This is a genomic window from Pseudomonas sp. JH-2, assembly GCF_036231725.1.
Taxonomy (GTDB): domain Bacteria; phylum Pseudomonadota; class Gammaproteobacteria; order Pseudomonadales; family Pseudomonadaceae; genus Pseudomonas; species Pseudomonas delhiensis.
Genome location: NZ_JAZAQP010000036.1, coordinates 30,279 through 45,547, shown reverse-complemented (window position 1 = coordinate 45,547; position 15,269 = coordinate 30,279). Strand labels below are relative to the sequence as shown.

The 15,269-nt window shown below is 63.1% G+C and carries 12 protein-coding genes; all 12 read right to left on the bottom strand.

Annotated elements, in window-relative coordinates:
- Window positions 1-2 precede the first annotated feature (2 nt).
- The gene (locus tag VV867_RS21980) at window positions 3-1,454 is read right to left on the bottom strand and encodes a glycosyltransferase family 4 protein (RefSeq protein WP_109933281.1); all 1,452 of its coding nucleotides are present in this window, start codon (window positions 1,452-1,454) and stop codon (window positions 3-5) included.
- A gap of 9 nt (window positions 1,455-1,463) precedes the next feature.
- On the bottom strand, window positions 1,464-2,171 hold the full coding sequence (locus VV867_RS21975) for a glycosyltransferase family A protein (RefSeq protein WP_158546405.1): 708 nt from the start codon (window positions 2,169-2,171) through the stop codon (window positions 1,464-1,466).
- 25 nt (window positions 2,172-2,196) lie between these two features.
- Complete coding sequence (locus VV867_RS21970) at window positions 2,197-2,988, bottom strand: glycosyltransferase family 2 protein (RefSeq protein ID WP_109933945.1); 792 nt, start codon at window positions 2,986-2,988, stop codon at window positions 2,197-2,199.
- Window positions 2,978-4,696: a sulfotransferase family protein gene (locus tag VV867_RS21965; RefSeq protein WP_109933283.1), complete on the bottom strand. Its 1,719-nt coding sequence runs from the start codon at window positions 4,694-4,696 to the stop codon at window positions 2,978-2,980. Before VV867_RS21965 ends, VV867_RS21970 begins: the two co-directional genes overlap by 11 nt.
- Entirely contained in the window at window positions 4,693-5,916 is a 1,224-nt protein-coding gene (locus tag VV867_RS21960) for an ABC transporter ATP-binding protein (RefSeq protein ID WP_109933284.1), read from the bottom strand. Before VV867_RS21960 ends, VV867_RS21965 begins: the two co-directional genes overlap by 4 nt.
- 42 nt (window positions 5,917-5,958) lie before the next feature.
- Window positions 5,959-7,116, bottom strand: a complete 1,158-nt coding sequence (locus VV867_RS21955) for a glycosyltransferase family 4 protein (protein WP_109933285.1) — start codon at window positions 7,114-7,116, stop codon at window positions 5,959-5,961.
- Window positions 7,113-8,120, bottom strand: coding sequence for a UDP-glucose 4-epimerase GalE (galE, locus tag VV867_RS21950; RefSeq protein WP_109933946.1), 1,008 nt, complete (start codon window positions 8,118-8,120; stop codon window positions 7,113-7,115). The genes VV867_RS21955 and galE overlap by 4 nt, the downstream gene beginning before the upstream one ends.
- An 88-nt stretch (window positions 8,121-8,208) precedes the next feature.
- On the bottom strand, window positions 8,209-10,017 hold the full coding sequence (locus VV867_RS21945) for a hypothetical protein (RefSeq protein WP_109933286.1): 1,809 nt from the start codon (window positions 10,015-10,017) through the stop codon (window positions 8,209-8,211).
- A 690-nt stretch (window positions 10,018-10,707) separates the two neighbouring features.
- Window positions 10,708-13,020 carry a type II secretion system protein GspD gene (locus VV867_RS21940; protein WP_328567554.1) on the bottom strand — a complete coding sequence of 771 codons (2,313 nt, stop codon included), beginning with the start codon at window positions 13,018-13,020 and terminating at the stop codon, window positions 10,708-10,710.
- Window positions 13,004-13,489, bottom strand: coding sequence for a hypothetical protein (locus VV867_RS21935; RefSeq protein WP_328567553.1), 486 nt, complete (start codon window positions 13,487-13,489; stop codon window positions 13,004-13,006). The genes VV867_RS21940 and VV867_RS21935 overlap by 17 nt, the downstream gene beginning before the upstream one ends.
- 175 nt (window positions 13,490-13,664) lie before the next feature.
- Window positions 13,665-14,246, bottom strand: coding sequence for a hypothetical protein (locus tag VV867_RS21930; protein ID WP_328567552.1), 582 nt, complete (start codon window positions 14,244-14,246; stop codon window positions 13,665-13,667).
- A 12-nt stretch (window positions 14,247-14,258) separates the two neighbouring features.
- Window positions 14,259-15,257, bottom strand: a complete 999-nt coding sequence (locus VV867_RS21925) for a hypothetical protein (RefSeq protein WP_177412033.1) — start codon at window positions 15,255-15,257, stop codon at window positions 14,259-14,261.
- Window positions 15,258-15,269 lie beyond the last annotated feature (12 nt).

The following is a 15,269-nucleotide window of genomic DNA, read 5'->3' as shown; positions in this document are numbered from 1 at the left end:
ACTCACTCGACCAGCTGCGGTGCGGCACATGTCGGCAAGTATCCCGGCACGGCGGCAACCTCTCGCGTAAAAGTGGCCCAGACATGCCGCCCGCGCATTCGGGCCTGGGCATTGGTCACTTTCCTTTCGGCCCGCTGAGGATCCTCCAGCACTCGCCTGATCATCTCGACAAAGGCAAGCGGCCCTGCCGCAGCATCGAGGGGATAGCCGCTGTCCTCCTCGACCAGCTCCGCTATACCGCCCACCGTCGGCGCGACTATGGGAAGGCCTGCGGCAGTAGCCTCGAGCAGGACGTTCGGCAAACCGTCGTAGGCGGAGGTATAAAGGAAAACGCCATAATCACCCGCCTGGGCGATTGCCGCGAAACTGTCGAAGCGGCCAACCAGGGAAACGTTCGGCAATGCCTTCAGGCGCTGCAGCACATTTGAGTCGTAGGCGGGGTCGGCTTCACCATGGACATCGAAGCCCACCTCCGGCATGGCCCGGGCGATTTCATAAAGCAGCTCGGGGCGCTTCTGAGCGGCCAACCGTCCCGCCCACAGCACCTTCCTACCCACTCCAGGCGCGCTGACGATCTCGCCGATGAAGGGGAAATACAAAGCATGCAGACGCTCCCGCGGAAGGCCGTCACGCCGCTGGATGAGCTCGAGAAAGTGCTGGTTGTCAGTGAAAACACCAGCCAGGTGCATCCATGCCTTCGGCAGGAACTCTGTGGCATAGCCACAACGCACCCCGTTGCGGTCGACATCGTCGCAGTAGACGCTGGCAAACAGGCGCTTGCCACTGCTAACCAGCGGTTTGCCGAATCGCTCGAACAATTGCCAACCCAGCAACGAATTGATCAGGTGCAGCGTACTGGCCGGACTCTGCAGCAGCAGCCGCAGCAACACCAGTTCACGATCCTCGTCGCCGGCATGTCGCGTCAGGCGTCCGAACTCGACCACCCTGGCCGCTGCCGGCAGGCGATTGATCCAAGGTGAGAGGACATCCCGGGTGATCACCACCGTCACCCGCAACCCCTGCTCCACACAAAGGTGAACATGGTGCAAAGTGCCCAGATCGGCCCCACCTCGCATCATGTGGGGAATGAGGAAAATCACTTGAGGCCGGCTGTCGACGAAATCAGCCAGCAATTCCCGGTAGAGCGCCGCTGCATGAGGATCCTCGCCTGGCTGCCAGGAACGGAAGCGGCCGAGCAGCTCATCGCTGGGATATAGCGCCGGCTCGATATGCGACAGTTCGCGTAATTCCTCGACTATCCAATGCGGCAGCGCTGCCGCTGCAGCGCCCTGAATCGGCGCAGCCTCCGGAAAGTAGCGATACTTGAGACGGCGGCAGGACACCACGAACTGCTGCAGCTGTCGCTCATTCAGGCAGCATCGCAGAAGCGCGAACATCCATCTGTAGGCGTGCCAGGCAAGCCATGCGAGGAGTTTCTTCAGACGTACGGACATCAAAACCTCTTACTTCCAGAATCCATCGGCGAAGAATGGCCCCGGGCGCACGACGACCTGCTGTCGCAAGCCGGCGCTCTGCCGGGAACCGGCAGGCTTGCGCCGATAGAACAACGCCGTCTGCGGCGCTGTGGTATGGCGCGCTCCGGCGGCCAGGGTAGCGAGGCTCCAGTCCCAGTCCTCGTAGCCGAAGCCGGTCCTGGCCATGTTCGCCTCCCGATAGGGGCAACGCAGGAACAGTTCCCGAGACGCGAACACCGTCGAGGCCCACAGATGGTGTTTGAAACAGGTCTCAGGGCTCCCCTTCCCGGTTAACTGATCGCTCTGCCGGGAAAACTCCCAGGACTCGCCGAAAGTCAGCAGATAATCGGTATGCACGACTACCTCGCCAGACTGCGCAGCCAGGGCGCTCGATGCCTCGGTAATCCAGTTCGCCGAACAATAGTCGTCGCCATCGAGAATGCCGATCAGTTCGCCGTCCGCCTCACTGACTCCCAGGTTGCGCGCCAGGCCAGGATCCCCCAGGGATGCCTCTATGACTCGATCCGTCGGACGCAATACCGGATGCTCGCGGACCATTCGCAGCGTGAACGGATCGGCATGGTCCAGTACTGCCAACAGTTGTACTTCGTGCCCGAACAGCTCGGCATGGCTACGCATGCGTTCGAAGCCGAACAGCGACCACTGTCCCAGTGTGCGCTCGCGATGGAAGGTCATAACCACGCAGGACCTGGACATGGTCTCAACCGACCTCCGACAAGTGACGAGAAAAGAAGACACCCGGCCTGGGTACGCCGGCTGTCCCTTTGCGCTGGACAGGGAGCGCCTCGGGTGCTCCGCGACAAAAGGCGGCAGTACCGCTAGCCAGGGTGTGGGCGCGACCGGAAGCGATGACCTCCAGCCCCCAGTGCCAGTCAGGAAAAGCGAAGCCCGTCTGCTCGGTGAACACAGGCTGATAGGGCACGGCCTCGAATACCTCGCGACGGGCAAAAACCATGGCGCCCCATGGATAACTCTTGAAGCAGCTCGCCGAGCTGTAAGCATCCACCAATTGATCGATGCAACGGGCATAGGAGAAGGCCTGGTCGTGATGCAGGAGATACTCGGGGTGCACCACCACCCGACCTCCACAACGCCGTACGACTCTCTGCGCCTCTACCAGCCAATTGGCGCTGCAGTAGCTGTCGCCATCGAAGATACCGAGACACTCGCCCTCCGCCAGGCCTATGCCGGCATTGCGGGCCAGGGACAGGTCACCGTGCTCGACCTCCAGCAGTCGGTCCGTCGGCTGCAGAGCCGGATGCTCATTGACGATCCGCCGGGTATCGTAGTCAGGACGGTCGAGTACCACCACCAACTGGACCGACAGGCCATGGAAAGCAGTCCATCGACGCATGCGCTGACAGGCCCATAGACTCCATTGGGCCCGTATGCCTTCGCTGCCGAATACGCCCACAAGGCTGATCACCGGCGGCATGGCGTCCATCTCGTGCCCTTTTATTTCCCCCATATCGGTACGACCGTCAAAGTACATATCCCAGACTCCCGGCAACGTCACTCACCACGGCGGCGACCAGCTCACGCTCATGCTCGTCCATCTCGTTACCAAGGCAGGACAGTGGAGCCTGATCCGGCAGAGAAGCGCTCCCCAGCAAGCGATCGAGCATGCCGGAAGGCTCGCTGACCAGATCCTCGTATCGCATCCAGCGCAGATGCTGCTCCATTTCCAGCAATTGGCAGGCGAGGTAGCGCCACCAGAGCGCCCGGCGCACAGGCAGGCAATCGCATGCCACGACTTCCCGCAGCATCTTGCGCTGCCAGCCGCTCAGGCCGGGATCGTCCGGATGGCCGACTGGCTGTGCCTGCACCGCCGCCGTACGCAGGTGTTCGAAGGTCCGCTTCCAGGAAGACAGACTGTCGTAGGGGTGGCGAACAAGCGCGATGCAGGTGGCGTCGGGCATAACCCGATGCAACTCCGGGAGACGCGACAGGTACGCCAAGGTGTTCTTGGTCCCCAGGGTGAAAGACCTGCTCTGGAGTTGCGCCCGATAAGGCAGTCGGTGGTCGAACTCGCGGGCGGTATCGTCCACCAGACGCCCCTCCACGTGCTTGTTCGGCACAGGCAACCCCGCCAGCAGGTCACGACGCAGTTCGCCATACAGCCGCGGAATTCCCCACGGAGTGGCACCGCTCGCCAGTGCCGGAAACACCTCGGCGGGCTCATTGATGATCACGGTGTCCCGACGTTCCGACAGCAGCCGACACAGATGGCTGGTACCGCTACGTGGCAGGCCGGTAATCAGCAGATCACGCCCAGCATCCTCCAGGCACGGGCTGACACCAGAACCGGCGAACCAGGCGGGTGAATAGGCCCGCACATCCACGGATTGCCGGAGCACCTCGGCCAGTTCGGGGAAACGTTGCTGGAGCCCTTGCATGTCGCCCAGCAACTCAGGTTCACGCGCCAGCACCGGAAGGTCGTGATAGTGGCAGAAGAAAGGCCCCCTCCCCGACTTGCCCAATGGTTTCAGGTGCAATGGAAAGTTGTAGCGCTCATCCAGTGAGCGTATCCGCTTCTGCAATTGCACCAGGGCAAGCGGCAGTGCCAACTGGTCCAGCCAGGGCCATTTGTGCTCAAGCCCCGGCTCTTCGACGAGGCGCTTGGCCACCCTTAACCAGGATGCGGCGAATTGCCCGGCATCGCGCACCCAGATGAAGCCGGCGTTGAAATACCCGGGCATGACCTCCTGATCATGGCTGGCCAGTACTCGCATCTGCGGAAGATCGAGCCCCAGCACCCCGTACAGACGCCCCCAGTAGTTGGCGTCGGTGGGTACCAGAGCCATATCCGCAGGCTTCAGCGCCGCTTCGGCCTGACGAAGCGCATCGAAATCCGGCGCGTGCAGGCAGTACATGTCCGTATCGAGAAACAAGGTGTGCTCATACCCCTCCCCCAGGGCCAGAGCGGCGAACTTATTGCCGATGGGGTACGCCGTACCGAAGGGGTTCTCGATCTCCCGAATAGGAATGGCGAGGCGGTCGTACAGGTTGTGCGAAGCTTCGCTGAGCGCGCCCCAGGACGACGCGGGAGTGGCCAGGGCGGCCAGGATGGGGACCTTTTCTCCAAGCCTTGCTCTGAGAGAGGTCGCCAGCAACGCTGCCTTGTACTCGAGCGCACCGCCATGGGTAACGAATACCACGCAGAAGCCAGGAGCGACTCGATCAGGAAGTGAATGGGTCATGGTGCGTGCAGCAACTCGAAGGAGCCATGCAGGTTGACCACGGCATCGAAACGCTTGATGGGATTGTTGATTCGGAAAGTCGCTGCGTTCACCTGCTTGTCCAGCAGTTCGCAGAGTTCATCCGTCAACGCGTCATCCAGGCGTACCGTCAGGGCATAGTCGCCTGCCTGCAGATCGCCAGCGAAGCTGATGCGTACATGCAGAAGTCCATCGTCCCCCGTCGGCAACTCGATGCCCTGATGCGAATTGTTGAATGCGTAAAGGTTGTATCCCCGCAGATCACGAAGAACCAAGGTGATCCTCGGCCTCGATACAGGCTGGAATAGCCTGGCCACCACCTCGACCACTATCCGTTCACCGCTATCGAAAGATTCACGCCACTCTCCGGCGGTTCCCAGACGCAATTGCTGAATCCGCCCCTTGGCGTTGCCAAACGCCAAACCTCCATTACCAAGCGCAAGGTCGGTACCGCGTTCACCCACACGGTCTACAGCAGCACCCGCCTGGCTATCGCGCTGGTAGAGTTCGCAAGCCGTCTCGCAATCGCCGTCGAATGCAACCTGACCATCCCTAAGGTAGATAGCCCGGCTGCAATAGCCTTTGATCAACTGCGCATCATGGGAGACCAGCAAGATGGTCACGCCCCTGGCCAACAACTCGTCCAGCCTGCTCAGGCATTTGAACTGGAAGGCGGCGTCGCCAACCGCAAGGGCCTCGTCGACGATCAGCAGGTCGGCGTCGACATGGGCATTCAGGGCGAAAGCCAGGCGGACGTACATCCCGCTCGAGTAGGTTTTGACCGGTTGGTCGATAAAGGGGCCTATGTCGGCGAACGCGATGATCTCTTCCAGTTTTCCGGCGATTTCCTCACGGCTCATGCCGAGCAGCATGGCGTTGAAGATCACGTTGTCCCGCCCGCTATGCTCGGGGTCGAACCCCATCCCCAGTTCCAGCAGCGCGGCTACCCGACCATGGACCTGCGCCTTGCCCCGGGACGCGCGCAAGGTCCCCGCGATGATCTGCAGCAGGGTCGACTTTCCTGAGCCATTCCGGCCGATGATGCCCACCACCTCACCTGCCGACACCTGGAGCGAAACGTCACGCAAGGCCCAGAACTCGCGGTGAAAGCTGAAACGCTTGCCGAACAGCGCCTGCAGGAAACGCTTGCCGGGGCTGTCGAACAGATGGAAACACTTCCCAAGCCCGGCGACCTGGATCATGGGGTATCGCTCAACACTCATCTCGTTACCATTGGCCGGCGACTACATGCTCGCCAGCACTTTCCTGTTGATTTCACGAACGTCGTAACGCGCTTCGGCAATCCGCCGGCTCTCCTTTCCCATCCGCAGAATGAGTCCGGGGTCATGGATGAAACGAGCCATCACCTGCTTCAGGGCCGCAGGGCTGCGGATCGGCACCAGAAAGCCGTTGACGCCGTCGACGATGCTTTCCCGGCAGCCCACCCAGTCCGTGGTGATCACGGGCCGCCCCAGTGCCATTGCCTCCTGGATGCACCGCGGAATGCCCTCGCGGTAATAGGAGGGCAGCACCAGGACGCTGGACTCGTTCAGCCAGCCCCGCACATCCCTCACCCAGCCGACCCAACGCACGGAGCCTTCCTCGTTCCAGCGGAGAATTTCCTCCCGCCGGATGGAGTCCGGATTCACGTCCGTGTCGCCAAGGACGATGCATTCGATCTCGGGGTGCTCCGCCTTCAGGGCGCGGGCAGCCTCGACGAAGTCCTGGATACCCTTTTGCTGCAGAAGGCGGCCGACGAAGATGAAGACGACCGGGCTCACCGGCGGACGCGATGGAAGGAAATGCGTCAGGTCGAGGCCGATGCCTGGCAACAGCACGACCTTTTCCGCCGCTACCAGGCCGCCATGCACGAAAAGCGCGTAGTCATCGGCATTCAGCAGAAAAACGCGCCGGGATGATTTCAGGGTGATGCGATAGAGCTGGCGCACGAGTCTGCGCAACAATCCTCTGGCCGGGCTCGATGCGTCGACTTCCGAGAAGACGTAGCCAGCCCCCTCGATCATCGAATAGACGATACGAACCCCGGCCAACCTGGCGGCCAGGCCGCCGAGGATCACCGGCATGGGGAAGTAGCTGAACACGGCATCCACCCGGCAGGAACGTAGCTGCCATGCGGTTTTCACGACTGCCCACAGCGCCGTGAGCGGATTCATGCCGCTGCGCCCGATGCAACCCCGCACCGGCGTCGCCCCCAGTTGGCGAAGCTGCCTTCTGGTGTGATCGTCGTGATCGGGCGCAAAGGCGTATACCTCCACGCCCCTGGCAACCATGTCGCGAATCAGCTCGCCGCGAAAGTTGACGATCGAGAAGGCCTGGTTCGAAACCAGCGCCAACCGTCGGAAGCCGAGGTCGCCCGCGTCGGGCCGGCCTGAAAGCGTCATGCGTCCAGGCCCGACGTCTGCCAGCGCCAGACATCGGCCACTATCTGCCCGATGTCCTTGCGGGATTTCCAACCCAGTTCCCTCTCCACCTTGGCGACATCCGCCCAGCTTTCCGCAATGTCCCCCGAGCGACGGTCGCGAACCTCATAAGGTATCGGTTTGCCGCATGCCGATTCGAATGCCTTGAGGACCTCCAGAACCGAGTATCCCCGGCCCACGCCCATGTTCCAGACATGCGCGCCGGCGTGCCGGAAAAGAAAGTCCAGGGCCTGCACGTGCCCCTGGGCCAGGTCGCAGACGTGCACGTAGTCGCGTACCCCCGTACCGTCGGCCGTGGGGTAATCGTTTCCATATACCCCCACGGTCGGCTGCTGGCCTACGGCGACACGGCCAACGATGGGCAACAGGTTGTTCGGCTGGCCTTTGGGGTCTTCGCCAATCAGGCCGCTGGCGTGGGCACCCGCGGGATTGAAATAGCGCAGTATCGCTACCGCCCAGCCTGGGTCGGTCGCAGCGAAGTCCCTGATCACTTCCTCGGCGAAGAACTTGCTTCGGCCATAGGGATTGACCGCCCGCCCTGCCGCATGCGTTTCAGCAACGGGGACGCTTTCGGGATCGCCATAGACGGTGGCGGACGAACTGAAGACAAGGCGACGGGTTCCCGCCTCCTCCATCGCTTCCAGCAACGTCAGGATGCCGCCGACGTTGGTGGAGTAGTAGTCCAGTGGCAGCCTTACGCTTTCCTCCACGGACTTCAGCCCCGCCAGATGGATGACGGCATCGATGGTGTGTTCGGAGAAAAGCTCCCGAAGCAGTGAGATATCTCGAACGTCCCCCTTCACGAAACGCAGGGACCTGCCGGTCAGGGCCTCTATTGTGTCGAGGGTGGCCTGGGAACTGTTGGCCAGGCTATCCAGAACAACGACATCGGCCCCCCATTCCAGCAAGTGCACGACCACGTGGGAGCCAATGAAGCCCGCTCCGCCTGTCACCAACACATTCATCGCTACACCAGTGAAAACATCGCGCATCGAAAAAAGTGGAGAGGCGATTCGCATCGCCTCTCCACGACCTCATGGCATAAGCCGGAGATCAGTTGCGGTTGTTGCCACCGCGATGGTTGACAGTGGTGGACGGACCGGAATCGCCGTTGAAGTTGCCCTGGGTGGTGGAAGTCATGTTCACCAGGGTGCCATTCGGCGTACGGATCAGACCGAGCGCCTCGCAGGTGGGGAACTCGCCTTCGATCACCAGGCGGGCACGGCCACCTACGCCATTCCAGTCGTTACCATTGACACCGAAGGCGGAAGCGACCTGCTCCACGCTGTAAACGCCGGTTTCGTGGGCCTGGAGGACTTCCTTGCCGCTCTGGTCGACGATGTAGGCACTGCCGACTTCCGGGTAGCGCTTGCCGTTCTGGTCGAACAGTACGCCGCGGACCTTGCCGGAACGACCGCTGTCGCTGGTGTTGGTCAGACGGATGAAGAACGCATCGGCGTTGTTGGCGGCCGGCAGGTTGAACAGGCTGGCGACGCAGCTGCTCTTCCAGAAGTGGTCGATTTCACCACCGTTGATCACCCGGTCGACGTAGCGGACGTTACCGAAGTCGATGCTCAGCGGACCTACGGCGAAGCTCTGCTGGGCAACCATCGCGTCGACGCCATTGGACTTCACGCAGACGTTGTAGGTCTGATTGACGTCGCCATTCACCAGGCTCAGCGGCAGCCTGGCTACGCCATTGGCCCCCGTGTTCGCCAGGATATCGGCAGCGCTCCAGGAGTGAGCGGCAGCGGCGCTACCATCGGCAAACCCCTGGCAGGTGCCGGCAGTCAGCCCCACCGAGTCGATGCCGCTGAAGTTGCCGCTGACGTAGCTGGACAGCTTGTCACTGCCGTTGAAGCCGAACACGTTGCGGCCGTCTTCGTTCAGCACGTCCTGGTTGACACCCAGGCGCACACTGCCCAGACGAGCGTAATTGACGCCGTAGTTGGTGGGATCGGTCAGTTCCGGCTGGGCGGAAACGCTGGTGTCGAAGCTCTTGTCCTGGTTGGCCAGGTCCAGCGAGTGGAGAACCTGGTACTGCCCCCATGCGTTGACATTAAGGACATCCCAATAGACCGCCGGCAGGGAGGTGAATACCATCAGCGGCGGAGCGGAGTCGTTGTTCTTCGCGTCGCCGCCGTTCGGGCCGGTGGTGGTGTCCAGCTGGGCGGAAACGGTGACGTTGAAGCGGCGCTCGTTCAGCGGATCGTCCAGCATGTCGACGTTGGACTGGCTCAGGAAGGTCGCGTCTCCCTGCAGGGCGGCACGCAGGCGATCGACCCGCGCAGGCTGCTCGTTGGAGGTGTTGTTGGTGCGGAAGTTGAAGTGAACGATGGAACTCTCGGCCACCGCTTTCGCGATTTCCGCGGCGCCGGCGCTGTCCAGCGTGAGGCTGAGGGTGTTGACCCCGGTGCCGCTGGTGATGGCGAAGCCTTCGCCGGCCGGCAGCGTACCGATCTGGATCTGGTTGGGGGTGATCGTGTTGGCGAACTGCGCCACGGTACGATCCAGGGTCAGCTTGACGGTATGGCCGACGGCGACCTTGTCCGCCTTGGCCAGGTCGATGGCGTATTTGAGATCGGGCAAGTCGAATTGGGTGGTTTCGGAAAGGTTGCCGAAGACTTCCTGCGCGATGGTGATGTTTGCGGCGCGGCTGACGTAGTTCGCACCGGTCTCGATACTCACGCCCTCCTTGTAGTTGGCTTGGCCCGGAGCATATTGATCATCGGCCCCCGGAGAGTTCTGGAGAATGGTCCCGTTGGAACTCTGACCAACGACGATGCTGACGACGCCGGCATTGGCCGCACCGGCGAACATGGCAGAGACGATAGCCGCGCTCAGCAGTGTTCTTTTCAACATTATTTCAAGCTCCTAACTTTTCTGGAATTTCCATTCAGCCGGTCGACTGGGTCGCCGACGACAAATTACATACGGACCTTATTTTCGTACCTGAAGCGGAAATGACACCCTGAGCTCCGCGCCGGGCAAGGCTCGCCGAATACCACCCAGCCAATTCCGACCGGGCAGAACAAGGAAAACGCAATACGGCCATATGATTTATTTCGCGCCCTTCCACAACTTACAGCCATGCCTGACTGAATGTGGGAACAGCGCAAGCCAACACCAAGACAGCACTAGCTTCAGGCAGCTTTATATATTCGGGTTTTCCTCAAAACAACGGACAAAGCCTTGCAAACACCCAAATACCAAAAATATGGAAAATACCTACATAGCAAGGAATCAAAGTCCTAAGAAAAGCCGAAGAAAAGTCTCGGAAAGTTCAACGACTCTCAGAGCCAAATGAAGTATTTCTGAACGAAAAGCACCTCCAGCCCGCCGCGAGCCATGTACTCGCCCATGTAGCGGAACTTCGTGTGATAGAAGGAAAGGATGCAGCAGCCCACCCAGGCATCGACGTCTCTGCGGCGGAGCCCGCCGAAAGCGGATCAGAGCGGAAAGGTGGGCAAGACGGGCGACTTCACGGACAGCATCCCCTGCGCGCATGAAGCCGCCATACGGGCAATGCCCCGCTGCACTCGGGGCGACCATTCACAAGCTACGACATTCCGCCAGCGGCCTGTCGCAGCCGATCGCAGGTTCGATCATCCGCCGCAGCTTCTCGGTGATCTCCCTGGCGTCTTCCGTCCCATCGATGACATAGGGCTGGATCAGCATCACCACCTCGTCCTTGGACGTCGTCCGGGACTGCTTGCCGAACAGGTAGCCCAGGACCGGCAGGTCCTTGAACCACGGTACGCCTGCGTTGCTGTCCACATGGTTTTCGTTGATCAAGCCGCCCATGAAGATGGAGCCGCCGCTCTGCAGGGTCAGCGAAGTTTCCAGCGACGTCCGCTTGATCGGCGGAGAGGAAATGTCGCCGCCCTCGCCCCCGCTGGACCCTGCGGCGCCGCCATCGCTGACCTCCTGGCTGACCGTCAGGTCCACCCGGTTGTTCGAGTAGACGACCGGGGAAACATTGAGGATGACGCCAGTGGAACGATAGGAGATCGATTGCAGCAGGTTGGAGTTTCCGCCGGTGTTGCTGCCATCGGTCTGCCGACCGGTCACGATGGGAATATCGGTACCGACGTTGATGTTGGCCTGCTCGCCGCTTTTCACGAGGATGCGTGGCGTAGCCAGGATCCGTGTACGGGAGTCGTTGGCCTGCGCCGTCAGTTCCGCCTTGGCGCCACCGGCGGTATTGATCAGGTATTTGAAGCCCCCGGCTCCTCCTGATATTTCACGGCTGAACCTGGAATCGGTATTTGCCGCGCCTCCAAGGAAGGACCATTCCAGGCCTGCGTTCTGGTTAGCACCCAGGGTCACGCTGGCGATCGTCACCTCGATCAGCACCTGGCGCGCCGGCTTGTCCAGTTGCCGCAGCAGCGGCTGCATCTGCTGCCAGACCCTGGCCGGGCCACGGAACAGGATGGCGTTGCGGTTCTGGTCTTCGACGATGGTGCCGCCGCCCGATATGCCAGACGCCAGGCTATCCATCAGGCTACTACTACCGCCAGACAACAGGGCCTGGGCGCCAGCGAGGCGGACGAGCGGCGCGACGCCGGGCTGGCCACCGCCCATGTCGCCAGCACCGCGACCGGGCACCGGGCTTGTCGGTGCGGCATTGCTGCCAGAGGCGGCCGCAGCGCGGCTCGAGGCACTGCTGCCCAGGCCCGGCGTCAGCCCGTAGGCGCCGCTGCCCCCCAGGCCGGAGACCAATGCCCGCAGCGAGCGGGCCACTTCGGTGGCGCGGGTGTTACGCACTTCGTAGAAGAACAATCCTTCGCTTTCCGCCCCCGCCCCTGCGGAATCCACCGCGCTGGCCAGCGGCACCCGGTCCACCTGTCCGGCCCAGTCGCGGGCCAGGTCCAGCAAGGGACGCTGGTTGGAGAACACGATCAGGCCATTGGAGCTTTCCAGCGGTACCAGCACGACGCTTCCGGAAGCCTCGCCGATGCCGACGCTGTAACCCTGGGCCTGGAGCAGGGTCTTCAGTTGCTTGGCCATCTCCGCCGAGGTGATGAATGCCGGGTCGATGCGCAGGCTGTGCTGCCCCCGCATGAACGGCTGGTCGAGCAGCCGCACGGCCTGCGCCGCCTGTTTGACCAGGGAGGCCATGCCCTTGAGCATCAGGCCGCCGCGCGGGTTGTCCGCGGTGGCCGACAGCCCGGACTTGTCGTATGCATTGTTCAGCCAGGGAATCACGTCCTTGGGATCGACGTTGTGCAGGGGGATGAACTGGAACACGGGCCGGTAGGCATTGGGCACGTCCGGAAGCGCTTCGCCGCTGACGAGGATCGGCGGCTCCTCGGGGCTCAGGCCGATCTGCTTGATCTGGAAGCGCAGGATGTCGCCCTGCTTGACGATCTCGATGCCGTAATTGGCCATGACCTGCGAGGCGATGTCGTAGACCGTCTGCCGGGTCTGCGCCTGCTCCAGGCGCAGGGTGACCCTGTCGTTGCGCTTCTTCAGGCTGTCGTCGATCTCGAACGACAGCCCCAGCAGGTTGCCGAAGACTTCGTTGATGAAGCTCGGCAGGGCAGTGTCCTCGACGCTCACCTGCAGGTCAGCATTCTTGTCGTCCAGCACCAGGCGATCGGCCTTGTCCACCAGCCCGCCAACGGGCCCGGCCGGCGGCGCCGGTGTCGGGCCTACCAGCGGCCCCGTGGATTGCCGCGGACGCTGCGAAAGCCCTTCGGCCGCATCCTGCGGCAGGTTCTCCTCCCGCGCCTGGCTTTGCTCCAGCAAGGGCGCGGGCAGCTGGAGCGGTGCCGTGCTGCAGCCGCCCAGCAACCCCAGGCAGATCGCGAGCAGCAGGGGGCGCCGGGGAAAACCCGCGAGGGCGTCATTCGAGGGGGGCATAGAGTTTCCTTTCAAAGTCCTGGGTGGCGCCATCCTCGGACAGCGAGAAACGAATGCCCTGCCCTTCGATCCGCTCGAGGCGCTCGTCTCCCGGCAGCAGGTCGCCGGGCGCATAGCGCAACAGAGGTGCAGCGGCGTCCTTGGCGATCAGGGCGAAGCGTTGCTCGCCCTCGGCGACCACCCCACGGAACAGCCACTGGACCTTGACCCGGGCCAAGCCCTTCTCGTCCACGCTGATGCGCGCCGAGCGCGGTTGTTCGGCCGCCTTCCCGGCGCTGCCCCACCAGGGCATGCCGGCGATCTGCGCGGGAATGCCGGCGTTGCGGGAGACGGCTCGGACCTCCGGTAGCCGCCACTGCGCAGCCTCGACCGGGGCCTCCGGTACCTCTGCCGGTGGCTGCCAGAGCAGCGCCAGCAGGATGCCGCTGGCAAGCGCTGCCCCGGCCAATCGGAAGTGGGAGGAAGTCATAGGAAACCGATGAGTCGATACCGCGAAGGAAAGGGTGCATTCGAAGCATGTTGAGCGCGGAATTCTGTCACTACGGAAATGCTGCCTTTGCCGTTTTCCATGAAGGAAGTTTCCCAACCAGGGAAGGCAAGCGATTGGCAGTACCTGCATGGCCTGAGCACTCGCCCTAATCCGATCAAGGGGGCGTTCCGTCCGGACGAAAATGGAAAGTGAGCTGCAGGTTCACCGACGGCGAACCGCGGTCATTCAACTCGAGGGCGTCGATACTCACCCAGTGCTCCGCGCTTTCCAGCGCATGCAGCAAGCGGCCGAAACTCTTCGGCTCGAAGCGTCCGCGCAACTGCGCCTGAACCCGCGCGCCGACATCCTCCTTGTCGAAGTCCAGGGGCGGCAATACCGAGATGCGCGCATCCTGCAGGCCGCTCTGCCTGGCCTGGGCATCCAGCCAGGCCTGTACGTCGGCCCGGGCCAACGAGGGGTTCCGTGCCTGCCACAGGCGCTTTCGCAAGGCGCTGCGCACGTCTTCGGCCTGGACGGCGCGGTCCGGCCAATCCCCCTGGCTGGCCAGCGCACGCATCTGAGCCAGGCGCCTGGCCGATTCCTCGAACGCCTGGCGGCGGGCATCGCGCCAGTCGCTGCCCAGCAACAGCAGGTGGGCGGCCAGCAGCGCCAGGACCAGCCAGCCCGCCAGGCGCAGGCGGGGCTGCTCCCGCCACTGCTCGCGCAGCCGGGTCCAGTGGGGCAATGCGTCTTTCAAGCGAACGTCCATCTATTCCCCCTGGCGAATGCTCATGGCCAACTGCAAGCCGTCGGCCCTGGGCGACGGCTCCACCCTGACGTCCTGGAACCTGCCGCCCTCCTGGAGACGCTGGACGAAGAACCGCGGGTCGGCCCGGCGGGTATCGATGAGCAGCTCCAGGGTGTTTTCCCGATAACGCCAGCTCAGCAAGCGGCTATCCTCCGGCAGCAACCCCGCCACCGTGCGCAGCAGCTCGACCTGCGACGGCGCATCCTGCAAGCGCAGCAGGGCCTGGATTTCGCTTTCGGCCTGCGTGGCGCGGGTGCGCGCCGCCAGCACCGGCTCGACCTGCTGGGCCAGTGCGGCCTGCTGCCCCGCCACACCACGCTCGGCCCACCACCACTGCGCCCCCTGCGTCAGGTTGAAAGCGCTGCCCGCCAGCAGGGTGGCCGCCATGCCGTAGGGCAGCCAGCGCTCCCAGTCCCGCCCCGCCAGGCTGGCGCCGGAAGCCCAGGGACGTTCCAGGCTGGGTACCACTTCTGCCTCCAGTCGCTCGGGCACATGCACGCCGGGAACCCCTCGCAGCGCCTGCCAGGCGCCAATGGACAGCGGCAGGCCATCCTGGAAGACGCTCGCCCGCAGCACGCCGGCCCGCCAGACCTGCAGGTCCACGCCCCCCTGGACGCACACCAGGCGAACGACGGATTCCGGAGTCGTTGCCGGCGGCACCTGCAGCAGCGTTTCCGGCAAACAGAAGCAGCCGGACATGGCCTCCTGCGAAGCGGCAAGCCCCTGGCGCTGCTGTTCGTCCCAGAGCCACAGCTGTACCCAGCCGTCACGCCAGACCGCGTAGTGCCCCGGCAAGCGGAACGGCGACAGGCCGGCGAGCTTCAGGGCCAGGGCCTGGGCCCTCCCGCTGGACGGCACATGGGACAGGTCCAGGCAGCGGTACAGGCATTGCGAACGCTCGATGACCCATTGCGGGCGGAGCATCCGCCCCAGGCCACGGGGCTGGCGGCGCCATTCCACGCATGGCGAGCC

What these genes read in the sequence shown, in the direction of transcription:
- VV867_RS21980 (WP_109933281.1), bottom strand. Translation starts at nt 1,454, where the DNA reads ATGTCCGTACGTCTGAAGAAACTCCTCGCATGGCTTGCCTGGCACGCC.
- VV867_RS21965 (WP_109933283.1), bottom strand. Translation starts at nt 4,696, where the DNA reads ATGACCCATTCACTTCCTGATCGAGTCGCTCCTGGCTTCTGCGTGGTA.
- VV867_RS21975 (WP_158546405.1), bottom strand. Translation starts at nt 2,171, where the DNA reads ATGACCTTCCATCGCGAGCGCACACTGGGACAGTGGTCGCTGTTCGGC.
- VV867_RS21935 (WP_328567553.1), bottom strand. Translation starts at nt 13,489, where the DNA reads ATGACTTCCTCCCACTTCCGATTGGCCGGGGCAGCGCTTGCCAGCGGC.
- VV867_RS21955 (WP_109933285.1), bottom strand. Translation starts at nt 7,116, where the DNA reads ATGACGCTTTCAGGCCGGCCCGACGCGGGCGACCTCGGCTTCCGACGG.
- VV867_RS21940 (WP_328567554.1), bottom strand. Translation starts at nt 13,020, where the DNA reads ATGCCCCCCTCGAATGACGCCCTCGCGGGTTTTCCCCGGCGCCCCCTG.
- VV867_RS21945 (WP_109933286.1), bottom strand. Translation starts at nt 10,017, where the DNA reads ATGTTGAAAAGAACACTGCTGAGCGCGGCTATCGTCTCTGCCATGTTC.
- galE (WP_109933946.1), bottom strand. Translation starts at nt 8,120, where the DNA reads ATGAATGTGTTGGTGACAGGCGGAGCGGGCTTCATTGGCTCCCACGTG.
- VV867_RS21970 (WP_109933945.1), bottom strand. Translation starts at nt 2,988, where the DNA reads ATGTACTTTGACGGTCGTACCGATATGGGGGAAATAAAAGGGCACGAG.
- VV867_RS21960 (WP_109933284.1), bottom strand. Translation starts at nt 5,916, where the DNA reads ATGATCCAGGTCGCCGGGCTTGGGAAGTGTTTCCATCTGTTCGACAGC.